This window comes from Xenococcus sp. PCC 7305, from assembly GCF_000332055.1.
In the GTDB taxonomy this organism is placed as follows: Bacteria; Cyanobacteriota; Cyanobacteriia; order Cyanobacteriales; family Xenococcaceae; genus Xenococcus.
Genome location: NZ_ALVZ01000154.1, coordinates 19,995 through 32,080, shown reverse-complemented (window position 1 = coordinate 32,080; position 12,086 = coordinate 19,995). Strand labels below are relative to the sequence as shown.

5 protein-coding genes are annotated in these 12,086 nt (G+C 38.4%); all 5 read left to right on the top strand.

Annotation, left to right across the window (positions count from 1 at the left end):
* Window positions 1-344: 344 nt before the first annotated feature.
* The 5 genes from XEN7305_RS26570 to XEN7305_RS09565 all read left to right on the top strand — a co-directional run bounded on the left by XEN7305_RS26570 (window position 345) and on the right by XEN7305_RS09565 (window position 12,081).
* Window positions 345-4,778 carry a tetratricopeptide repeat protein gene (locus tag XEN7305_RS26570; protein ID WP_006509205.1) on the top strand — a complete coding sequence of 1,478 codons (4,434 nt, stop codon included), beginning with the start codon at window positions 345-347 and terminating at the stop codon, window positions 4,776-4,778.
* Between the two features lie 49 nt (window positions 4,779-4,827).
* Window positions 4,828-6,201 (top strand): glycosyltransferase family 4 protein, encoded by a 1,374-nt coding sequence (locus XEN7305_RS09580; RefSeq protein WP_006509204.1) that lies wholly within the window; start codon window positions 4,828-4,830, stop codon window positions 6,199-6,201.
* Between the two features lie 15 nt (window positions 6,202-6,216).
* Window positions 6,217-7,809 carry a DUF6212 domain-containing protein gene (locus XEN7305_RS09575; protein ID WP_006509203.1) on the top strand — a complete coding sequence of 531 codons (1,593 nt, stop codon included), beginning with the start codon at window positions 6,217-6,219 and terminating at the stop codon, window positions 7,807-7,809.
* A gap of 15 nt (window positions 7,810-7,824) precedes the next feature.
* Complete coding sequence (locus XEN7305_RS09570) at window positions 7,825-10,476, top strand: glycosyltransferase (RefSeq protein ID WP_006509202.1); 2,652 nt, start codon at window positions 7,825-7,827, stop codon at window positions 10,474-10,476.
* Window positions 10,477-10,545: 69 nt separating this feature from the next.
* Window positions 10,546-12,081, top strand: a complete 1,536-nt coding sequence (locus tag XEN7305_RS09565; RefSeq protein ID WP_006509201.1) for a hypothetical protein — start codon at window positions 10,546-10,548, stop codon at window positions 12,079-12,081.
* Window positions 12,082-12,086: the final 5 nt, after the last annotated feature.

Sequence of the window (12,086 nt, the reverse complement as noted above, 5' to 3'; positions counted from 1 at the left end):
AAATTATACTAACTTGCGTTCATAGACGTAAGATGATTTTTAATTCCCTTTGCGTCTTTGCTAGGTGCGCGTTCCCTTGCGGATTTCCAATTCCGCGGGGTCGCACCTCTTGGCGCGAGATGCTCCCATTACACTTTAGAACGCGACTTAGTATTACGCAATAACCAGATAATTACTTACAGTACAGATAAACAATACGATATTAAACTTAACCGAAGAAAGTGTTTGCTTTTATACAGTAATTATCCCCTTGCAAAAATGATCAGACATGATGTAACTATCTTATCAAAAAGCCAATATATAAAATATTTATACATCTATTAAGATAAAAAATAGAAAAATTAATGGTTACTCAATTCAAACAGCAAGATGCCCTTCCAGAATTTAAATCGATACAAAACCAGGCGATCGCAAAACATAAAGCAGGGGAAATAGAGGCAGCCATTGTTTTATATTTAGAATCTCTACAGCTCGAAGCAGATCAACCAGATTGGATTTATGGCAATATTATTACCTTACTGGTTCAGGCAGACAGACTAGAGGAAGCATTAAGTTTACAAGAAAAAGCTTTAGCCAAATATTCCGATTCAGATGAAATTTATCGAGCATTAGGATTAGCTTTTAATCGGCAGGGTGATTTTGCAAAAAGTATCGATTGTTATTCAAACTCATTAAAAATTCAACCACAGCAACCAGATTGGGTCTACTCTTCCCTAGTAGAAATGTTGGTGGCGACAAATCAGTTGACTCAGGCGATCGCCATTGGTCAAGAAGGATTAGAATTTCAGAATGAATCCCCTTGGCTAAATTATCATCTTGCAGAGGCATTTGCTGGGGTAGAAAACTGGCTTGAGGCAATCTCCTACTATAGTCAAGCGGCCAAGATTCAGCCTGATTTACCGAGAATTCAAGATAAAATTAACCTAGCTAATGAAAATATCAAAAAAGCCGAGGAAACATTAGCCAAAAAAACATCATTAGAAGAGAAACTGCCTGAGGTGTCTGCTCAAGCGATCGCGAAACATCAAGCAGGAGAAACAGAAGCAGCGATTGTTTTATATTTAGAATCTCTACAACTCCAAGAGAATCAACCAGATTGGATTTATGGCAATATTATTACCTTACTGGTTCAGGCAAATAGACTAGAAGAAGCATTAAGTCTACAAGAGAAAGCCTTAGCCAAACATGCTGATTCAGATGAAATTCATCGGGCATTAGGATTAGCGTTTAATCGGCAGGGTGATTTTGCCAAAAGTATCGATTGTTATTTAACCTCATTAAAAATTCAACCACAGCAACCAGATTGGGTCTACTCTTCCCTGGTAGAAATGTTGGTGGCGACAAATCAGTTGACCCAGGCGATCGCGATTGGGGAAGCCGGATTGGAATTTCATGGTGAATCTGCTTGGCTAAATTACCATCTTGCCGCCGCATTTTCTGGGGTGGATAACTGGTATGAGGCAATCTCCTATTACAGTCAGGCAGCTCAACTTCAGCCTGATTTGCCCAATATTCAAAATAAAATTAATCTAGCTAATGAAAACATCAAGAAAGCGAATGAAAAATCCTTAGAAGAAGAACTGCATAATCTATACCAGCAAGCGATCGCCAAACATCAAGCAGGGGAAATCGAAGCAGCTATTGTTTTATATTTAGAGTCTCTACAACTCGAAGAAAATCAACCAGATTGGGTTTATAGCAATATTATTACCTTATTAGTTCAGATAGATAGACTAGAAGAAGCATTAAGTCTACAGGAAAAAGCTTTAGCTAAATATCCTAACTCAGATGAAATATATCGAGCATTAGGATTAGCCTTTAACCGCAAAGATGATTGGGACAAGAGTATTGATTATTATTTAAGCTCAATCAAAATCAACCCAGCCCAACCGGATTGGATATATTCTTCCCTGGTAGAAATGTTGGCTAGCAAACATCAGTTGTCTCAGGCGATCACAATTGGTCAGGCAGGACTGGAATTTCATAGCGAATCGGCCTGGCTAAATTATCATCTCGCCGCCGCATTTTCTGGGGTAGAAAATTGGGCTGAAGCCATCTCTTATTTCACTAAAGCAGCTCAGATTCAACCTGATTTGCCAGGGATTCAGGACAAAATCAATCTGGCTACGGAAAATAGCAAAAAAGTCGATGAAACTCCATCAGAGGATCTAGCGGATAACATAGCCAACAACTTTCAAGCCCAAGCCGTAGCCAAACATAAAGAAGGAGAAACAGAAGCGGCCATCACTTTATATTTAAAATCTGTTGAACTAGAAGAAGCTCAACCAGACTGGGTTTACGGGAATTTAATTACTTTGTTGGGACAGGTTAGTAATTTCGATTTGGCCATAGAAATTGGCTTAAAAGCAGAGAAAATCTATCCTCAATCTGATGAAATATATAGAGCAAGAGCATTAGTCTCTGCGCAAATAAAAGACACTGAGAATACGATTAAGTTATATCAAAAGGCTTTCGAGCTGAATCCTAGACAGCCAGATTGGTGCTATTTTAATTTTGCCCGCGAGTTATTACAAAATGAGGGCCTAAAAAAAGCTATCGAAGTAGCCAAGCAGGGTCTAAAATATTATCCTGATTATTATTATTTAAATTATGTCCAAGCTCAAGCTTTTGCTGAGCAACAAAGATGGGATGAAGCGATAACAGCCTATATTTATGTCCAAGAACAAAATCCCGATTGGCTTGAAGTCGAAGAGAAATTGACTCAAGCTGTTTATCAAAAAAATAAGCAGGAAAGAGCCGATGCTCCTTTATACTCCAATCAGGTTTTGGAAAAAGGGCCAAGTTTTTGGCTCAATAGTAAGGCAACAGATCCCGTTGCCCCTAAAATTAATAAGCAACCTAAATTAAGAATTGAGAAGCTCAATGATTTAGATATCAACTCCTTATTTAGACAAATCCAAAACTCCATAAGAAGCCTGGATGAGTTTCAAAAGCGATGTGATGAGACTAAGACCAAATATATTTTAGATTTGAATTATGGTTATTGGTTAAACACTAGTATGCTTTATCTAGAAGCATCTATAGATGATAATTTTTCAATAAAAGAAGATGTTGATATCTTAGTGACTGATGGCAATGAATATCTGATCACTAGAGCTAAATTCTTCCATCTTTCTCCTGACCAAATAATTGGGATTGCCTGCTTTGCCAAAGATAGTTATGCGAAACTAAATCAACACTGTCGCATCTATCTAAATAATGAAAATCAGTTAGTTACCACACAAAATTTTACAACTAAAAAGGCTTTTAATCTGGAAATAATTGAACATTTCCGCACAAAAACAGAAAAACAAAAGCATTTAGTAAGAGAAAAAATTAGTAACTTTTTGATTAGGATTGCAAATTCTCATATTCAAGAAGATGTTAATAACTTATTGAATAAATTACAATATTTTTTGGATATTAGAACGGAAAATATTATTGATTTTAATATTCCCTTCAAAATCGCTATTGATAACATCATTTATCCAGATCATAAAAATTTGTTTATGAGTGGATGGCTAAAAGATGACTATGAAATGCTTAAGAGTATTAGGGTAATTTCTTCTCTAGGATTTGCCTGGGATTTGCCGAAACAAGATATTTTGACTCTGGAACGACAAGATAATCATAACTTTTTGACCAATACTGATGATGATTTCCAGGGAAGTTTGGGATTTGCTCTCCGGGCTCAAATTCCTCAAGATATTGGCGAAGCAATGAAAAAATGGCCTGAAATTCATAGTTTTCGCTTTCTAGTCAAGCTTAAAGGCGATATTGAAGTTGAAATTGTTCCCGAAGCAAAACAAAAAGATCTGGCCATGGCAATGGCAAAAGTAATTCAAATTGCCGAACCGAATAAAATCTCCACAGAAATGCTGGAGCAGCATATTGCGCCCACGGCTTTTCAATTGCAGCAACTGTTGATGGCCCAAGTAAAAATTAAAGATATCACGGTCATTGGTGAGCTTATAGAAACCCCATTAGTTTCAATTATTATTCCTCTCTATCGTCGATTAGATTTTCTGAAAGTACAATTAGCTGCGATCGCAAACGATCCCACAATGAAACAGTGTGAACTGATTTATGTGCTCGACTCTCCTGAGCAAGAATCGGAGGTCCGGGGCTTTTTGCAGGATCATTGCCTGCTCTACGATTTATCGGTAACCCTCATTATTATGGAAACCAATAGCGGTTATGCCTCGGCCAATAATGCAGGGGCATCTCAAGCTAGAGGAAAGTATTTATTACTATTAAATTCCGATGTATTTCCCAAAAATGATGGCTGGGCTTTGCAAATGGCCAATTTTTACGATAGTTCTCCAAAAATTGGCATCTTGGGGGCAAAACTTCTCTATGAAGATAATTCTCTACAACATGCAGGATTATTCTTTGAAGAAACTGGGTTCCCTTTCCCGAATGTTCTACATTACTACAAAGGTCTGCCCGAGAACTATGAGCTTGCCCAAAAAACTAGAGCTGTCCCAGCTGTGAGCGGCGCTTGCTTGATGATAGAAAAAGATTTATATGAGCAAGTCAGCGGACTTACAACAGACTATATTATCGGTTACTTTGACGACTCAGATCTTTGCCTAAAATGTGCAGCTTTAGGTTACGAAAGTTGGTATTTTGCCGATGCTAGTTTGTACCATCTTGAACGCCAATCGATCCATCTTCACAAAGGTTATAACTGTAGTCTTGCTTGGTATTTAAATGGTTATTTGCACGATCTCAAATGGGGGGAACAGATCGGCAAATTGATCAACGATGCTCAATAACAAATCGTTTTCACAGATTTTTTTAATTTATTAAATTTGTTCTAAGCTCATGGTTCTAAGTAGGTACACAAAATTCATCACCCAGTTTGCAAATAAGAATGCTTTGCCTATTAATAGTGCAGAACAAAGAAGATCAATTACAAAAACTAAAAAGGTTTTAATTTTTGCCCATAATCATCCCCATTTTTCCCCTGGAGGAGCCGAAATTTTTGCCTATGATTTGTTTCAGGCCCTTCGAGACCACACCCATTATCAGCCCTTTTTCTTAGCTGGAACGGTGGCTGAGAATCGGGAAACCCATGCCGATACTCCCTTTCAAATTCTAGGAGATTCTCCTAACGAGACTTTATTTTGGGGGGGAGATTTTGATTATTTTTATCAGTCACAGAAGTTGCTTAACTTCATGTATCTTGATTTTAAAAATTTTCTAAAAGAACTCAAACCCGATGTGATTCATTTTCACCACACGATTCGATTGGGAGTAGAAGCAATTCAAATTGCCAGGCAAACTTTGCCTGAGGTGAAAATAGTTTTTACGCTCCACGAATTTATCTTGATGTGTCTTCGTGATGGACAGATGGTCCGGAAGGATAATGAAGAACTTTGCGAATATGCCAGCCCAGAACGTTGTCATCGCTGTTTTCCGGAACATTCTCCACAGAAATTTAAAATGCGGGAAGAATTTATTAAAAATCATCTCAGATTAGTCGATCAGTTTATTTCTCCGAGTCATTTCTTAGCTAAACGTTTTGTTGACTGGGGAATTCCTCAAACAAAAATGCAGGTTTTAGAAAATGGCAGAAAACTTCAGCAGCCAGCTCCCTATCGCCAGAAGAAGTCTCGATATAAGCGCCATGCCTTTGGCTTTTTTGGTCAAATTAATCCTTATAAAGGTGTGTTCCTAATTTTAGAAGCTGTGGATTATTTGGTAAAAAATGATTTTACTGATTTTAAAATTGAATTATTTGGCAATATTGCTCGGGGATTTCCGGAATTCGCAGCTAAATTTACCGAATTTTTGGAAAAATATCCTGATATTGTGACCTACCATGGCGAATATAAACAAGAGGATATGGGCAATCTGATGAAGTTAATTGATTGGGCAATTGTTCCCTCTGTATGGTGGGAAAATTCTCCTTTAGTCATTCAAGAAGTTTTTATGCACAAGCGTCCGATTATTTGTAGTGATATAGGGGGAATGGCCGAGAAAGTAGCTCATAATATTAATGGTTTACATTTTAAAGCTAGAGATGCCATTAGCTTAGCCGATACGATCAAAGAATCTGCTTCTAATCGTAAATTATGGGACAAATTAGTCAAGAATATTCAGCCTCGCTTGTCCATAGAAGAAAGTGCTTTAGAACATACTAGGATTTATGATCAGGCGTTGCCATTAGAGAACAGGGAACAGGTTTACAAGTAAATCATTAACTAACCAATGAAATTAATTACCAATCAACTTTTATTGCAAGATCTTTATTCAACTTCGACAAAGCTTATTATCTCGGAAAAAGATAGCTGGTTTTTTAGCGAAAATTTTAATTTACCTGATGAGATAAATATTTATAAATTTAGTTATAACTTACTGTCTCAACAGGGCAAAATTGACGTTTTTGAAGAAACAACAAATAGCAATTTCAATCCTGTTGAAATGCAGCTAGCACCCAATTTTTTTCTAGGACTTTTAAGTTTTTCTGAATTGGCGCAAGAAGAACTTCAAGAATTGATATCTTGGTGGTCACAAAGAAGTCTTCAACTATCTGTGCCTACTTTACTCAAATTTGATGTGGAGCAGGATATTGCATTATTGACTAGTGATTTTTGGCAGCAGATGTATGGGCAAATGGCTCGACAGAATCATGCGATCGCACAGAGAATGGGAACCTTGCAACGGCAATATTTGCAACTTAGAACGCTGCATGAAAATGTGCAAAATGCTTTCGCTGTGGTTGAAGACTATTTGAGTCTGGCAAAGCTGCCTGCTTTAGAGCTAGTTTTTGAGAATCAACCTCTCAAAGAAGAGCATATTACGACGACAGAATCTTCTAAGACTCAGTTCCTAAGACAATTATTACCTGTTTCCTCAAGAGGTCTAGCAGTTATAGAACTTTGTATCGCAAAAAAAGATGATCGCGCAACTGGTTATTTACAAGTTCAGTTAAAAGCTTGTGAGGATGAAAATTGTTTTGTGACTTGGCAAGTTCCTTATCAGGAATTGTCTGATGGCTGGCTAAGCTTAGATCTTCCTCAAATTGCTCCAGGAAGAAAGCGCGATGTGGAATTGATTATGCAATGGCATACTGAGCTCGGTGAGGCTCCGACTCTGGCGTTGGGCTCTCGACAGACTATTACCGAAGTTCAAGTTCAGGATAATAGGGTGCCCCTAGAGCATAGTCTGGCTCTGCGGATTTGGCATGGTTTACCGGGGACAAGAAAGGTTACTAGTCCTTATCTAATCGCCTCAAATAATAATTCTCTAGATTATGAGTCCACAACTTTAGGCTATTTGGGTCAAGGGGCTATGGCAGCAGTTAAGGAAGTAACTCCTAATTTGCCCAATGATGAGGTTCCTTATATTCAGGTGATTGATCATGGAGCCAAAATTCTTACTCGGCCTCGTCCTGATGGTAGTCCGACGATCGCGATGCTGCCTTTTTGTTTTCCTGGGAGGGCAAATTCTGTGACGGCGACAGTTATGACAGAACATGCTGAAGCTGATTTAATTGAATATGCTTTAGTCCTGATGAGTCGGGATAGCAAACCGGAAAATGGCTTGAGAGAAGATTTTGTTTTAGCTAGTTCTGGTTGGGTTGGCGTCGAAGCCAATACTCCTAGACAAATTTCGGTGTCTCTAACTAGTTCGCTCAAGGATTCTTGTCATATTGTGATCGCGACTAGATTGGCTGCTAATAGTATGCCTGTTTATGCTGATGCTTGTTGGTTGAATTTTTACTTAGATTTTGTTGCTCGGAGTTTGCCTGAGGTCTCGGATACTGGGTTCCACAAGGAACGAGGACTAGTTTTAAATTGAATTTAGGAAATACTAATGATGCTTGCTAATCCAGAAATTCCCCTAAGGGAAAGAACTCTAGGTTCTCAGATTGTCAGCCCTCAGATCGCGATTGTCATCCCAGTCTTTAAGCATAGTGTATTAGTTGCTGAGGCGATTACTTGTGCGATCGCTCAAGAAACAGAATTGCCTTTTGTAATTGTGCTAGTGAATGATGGTTGTAAATTTAAAGAAACAGATCAAGTTTGTCGTGAGTTTGCTTTAGCCTATCCTGAACAAATTACCTATCTATATCGTCCTAATGGAGGATTAAGTGCGGCGAGAAATACCGGAATCGACTTTGTTTTGCAAACTTGGAATTCCGTGGAGGCAATTTACTTGCTTGATGCGGATAATCGGATTTCACCCCATACGATAGAGCGCTCATTTCATATTTTGCAGAATGACTCAAAAGTTGGTTGGGTTTATCCGACGATCGATATGTTTGGCAAAGAGGAAGGAGAAGATTTTGATTATCGAGGAGCCTATTCTAAACTGCGTCACCTCAGATTTAATACCTGTGAAGCGGGCAGCATGATACGGCGGGAGGTCTTTGAGCAAGGCTGCCGTTATGATGAGTCGATGACCTTGGGCTTTGAGGATTGGGAGTTTTGGTGGCAGGCGATCGCAGCCGGATATCAGGGTCAGCATTTGCCAGAATCGGGATTTCAGTATCGCAAGCGTTTTGAGAGTATGTTGAGTGATTCCCATCGTGATGGAGCCGCGATTCTACATTATATGCGGCGGAAACATCGCAATTTATTTAGTCATCGCCAATTATTGAGCTGGGAACATCAAGAAGCACCTCGTTACGCAATTTTTGCTCAGGATACAGGGCAAGTTATGCTCACTAGTGATCCTGTGGTGGCAGGGCGCTCTCTCAGCATACTCGAATGGCAAGATTATTATAATCGCGGGCAGTCAATGCCTTTTCGCTATCATCGTTCTCATTTTTTGGTTTTTACGAGTAGTAAAGTCCTAGAAATTCTGCAAGAGCAAGGATTGAGTCATTGGGGATTTTGGCAACTGGAAAATGCCCTTAATCAAAGTAATTTTGCGAGTTTAACCTTAGAAGCTAATTTAGAATCAGAAACGATCTTTCTGAACAAAGAACCTCAACCGTCAGTGTTTAGACTAGATCAAGATAATCATCTGATTATGACAACAGTGGAAGTTATGGATCAATCTTTGTCGAACCAAGAAGATAACTGGATTCTCAATCTGCTGATGCTTGACCCTTTGCCTAAGGTTTTTGGGCTAGAAATCAAATTACCCCAATCGGTAATCCCCGCATTGCCCAAGGGAGAAGCCTTATCTAAACTTCTAGCCATTTTTCGGAGTTTGCGTTGTGACTTGCTGCAACAAACTACTAATGATTCTTGGGATTGGCATGATAATTATTTGCCCCCTCGTTCTCGCATGTTCAATGATCTTCGTTTGGCCTTGAATTGCGGTACGGCTTATCCCAAATTAACGAATGATGGAGAAAAGCATATTGGTTTTATTCTTTCTATTGTGGAATTTGGAGGAGTAGAAAAAGTAGCTCTTAATATTGCCCATGCCTTTAAGGAAGCAGGATGGCTAGTTCATCTCTTTGTTTTCGGCTCACGTATGCAAAAGTTACCGCCCTGGGCACAAATTTTTGCCACCGTCAATTTTTATCATGAAGCCTCAATGCATCCTTGGCTAGGACAAAAATATATGGGCTCGAAAAATGATAGTTGGTCAGTAGAAGCAGAAAAACTAGCAGCGAAGGGTTTGTTATCTTGGTTAGATGTTGCAGTGAACTTCCATAGTTCTACAGCCAATTCTGTAATGGCTTTACTAAAACGCTCTGGGGTGACAACCGTTACTTCGCTCCATGTCCATGATCTCAGTGAGTGGAATCGTACTGTAGGGCATAGTTATCTTACTTTAGGTTATGAACATGCCTATGATTATGTGATTCCCTGTTCCCAAAATATGGCTGATTGGTGTCATGGGGCGGGAGTTCCCGAGGAGAAGATTATCACGATTCCTAATGCTTGCGGTTATCCTTTAGCATTAACAACGGTAGAGCAAATCATGTCTCGCAGGAGCACTAGGGGCTTTACTGGGAAATTGCGAGTTTTGTTTTTGGGTCGTCTTGATCGCCAGAAGGGCTTGGACCGTTTACTGGAGCTAGTAACGCGATCTCAAAAGCTGGAATTACCTATTGATTGGCGTTTGGTTGGCAAAAATGTTTTGCGAGAAAAAGATGCTGAAGATCCACTCCAAGAAATTGCCGAGTTTATCGAACCTCCTGTGTTCACAAATGAAGCAATTACAGAACTATATGAATGGGCAGATATTCTAGTCTTGCCTTCCTATTGGGAAGGTTTACCGCTGACTATTCTCGAAGCTATGCGTCTAGGCGTAGTGGTTCTTTGCTCTAATGTTGGCGCGATCGCCGAAGTGGTAGAACATCACAGCAATGGTTTAATGATATCTGAGGAGCCGGGAGTTTCTTTTACAAATTCCGCGATCGCAGAATTTCAGCAACTGCTTGCCAATCCCGCTGAATTGACAAGACTCTCTCAAGCCGCGGCGATCTCTGTAGAAAAACGTTCTTGGACTAATGCTAGTGCTGAGTTAATTAGGTCGTTAGATGACTTAATTAAACGTAATTAAATTATGTCTTTTTGTCTTCTTTTACGATATTTTTAAATAAATACTTATTGGATCGGCAAAAAGGCGTTAATGAAACAAATTATAATTCATGCAGGCTTTCACAAAACAGCAACGACATCAATTCAAGAAACTTGTGCCATAAATCAAGATAAATTAGCAGAGCAAGGATTTTATTATCCTATATTTCACTTAGATAATAGAGTTATTAATAACCATTCAATCCCCTTTTATAGCTTATTTACTAGTAAGCCAGAACAATATCATATGAATATGATTTGGGGAGTTGATTCTCAAGAGGCGAATAGCAGGTATGAAGAACAATTAAATCAAATATTAGAACAAAACTACGAAAAAATCATAATCTCAGGAGAAGATATATCAGAACTTTCTCAGGCAGAGCTTGAGAAAATAAAAACAAAAATCGATTTATTTGGTTATAGCCTACGCATAATTACTGTTATAAGATCTCCCTTTTCTGCTATTAATAGCATGATCATGGAAACAGTAAAAAATGGTTACTGCATTGAGGACTTGAATTTAACCTCAAACACTGATAAAAGCAGAATTATAACTAAAATAGAAACCATAGAGGCTGTTTTTCCTGAAGCCGAATTTTATTCTTTTCGTGACTCATTAAAACATAAGAATGGGCCGGTTGGATTTTTTTTAGAACTAATTGGGGTTAATGATTTTTCGAATTTAGCTTTTTTCAAATCTAATAAGTCCATATCGGATCAAGCAACTAGATTGATTTCCTATATCAATCAAGAACAACCTTTCTTTATTAATGAGGAGATAAATTGTTTGCGGCGCAACCAAGATACTGCTTGTTTACATAAACTACAAGGGAACAAATTTCAACTTAATGAAAAAGAGTTGTTGAAGTTAAAGCCGGGAATTAGGCATGTAAATCAATATTTGCTCAGTAAATTTAATGCTTCATTTTGTGATAAAAATACAGGTTCTTTATTGGAAATACAAGATGACGATTGGACTGATGAGCAAATAGAGCAATTAAAGAATGTAATGTCTCAAATAGATGAAAATTTAAGACTTATCGCCTACGATTATTTTAAAAATAAAATCTGCTTTAATAACGAAAAATTATCCTATGTATTCTTTAAGAAAAATTCTCGCTCAGCATCCCTTGATACTCCTATTTATCGGTTCCAAAATTCTGAAATTCCCGGAACTTATTTATTAGTTACAGAGGAAGAAGCCCATAATATTCGGGACAATTTTCCGATCTTTAATGACGAAGGCATTGCGTTTAAAGCAGCAGTTACTCCAGACAATAACTTAGTTCCTTTGTATCGTTTTCAAAGCATTAAACATCCAGGGACATATCTATATATTGCAGAAGCAGAACGCGATTATATCAATGCAGATGCTGATTTAGCTAGCGCTTTTAATGATGAAGGGATTGCTTTTTATGTCTATGGTCCAGGAACGGGCATTGCAAACCCATTTTATCGTTTTCAAAATTCTGACATATCAGGGACCTATATTTATGTCACGAGTACAGAAGCGGCTCGAATTCGGACTAGTTGCCCGAATTTTATTGATGAGGGGATTGCTTTTGAAGCCAAGAGTAATATCTACTAAGGCGT

Coding starts and splice junctions, on each gene's coding strand:
- XEN7305_RS26570 (WP_006509205.1), top strand. CDS start 345: ATGGTTACTCAATTCAAACAGCAAGATGCCCTTCCAGAATTTAAATCG.
- XEN7305_RS09580 (WP_006509204.1), top strand. CDS start 4,828: ATGGTTCTAAGTAGGTACACAAAATTCATCACCCAGTTTGCAAATAAG.
- XEN7305_RS09575 (WP_006509203.1), top strand. CDS start 6,217: ATGAAATTAATTACCAATCAACTTTTATTGCAAGATCTTTATTCAACT.
- XEN7305_RS09570 (WP_006509202.1), top strand. CDS start 7,825: ATGATGCTTGCTAATCCAGAAATTCCCCTAAGGGAAAGAACTCTAGGT.
- XEN7305_RS09565 (WP_006509201.1), top strand. CDS start 10,546: ATGAAACAAATTATAATTCATGCAGGCTTTCACAAAACAGCAACGACA.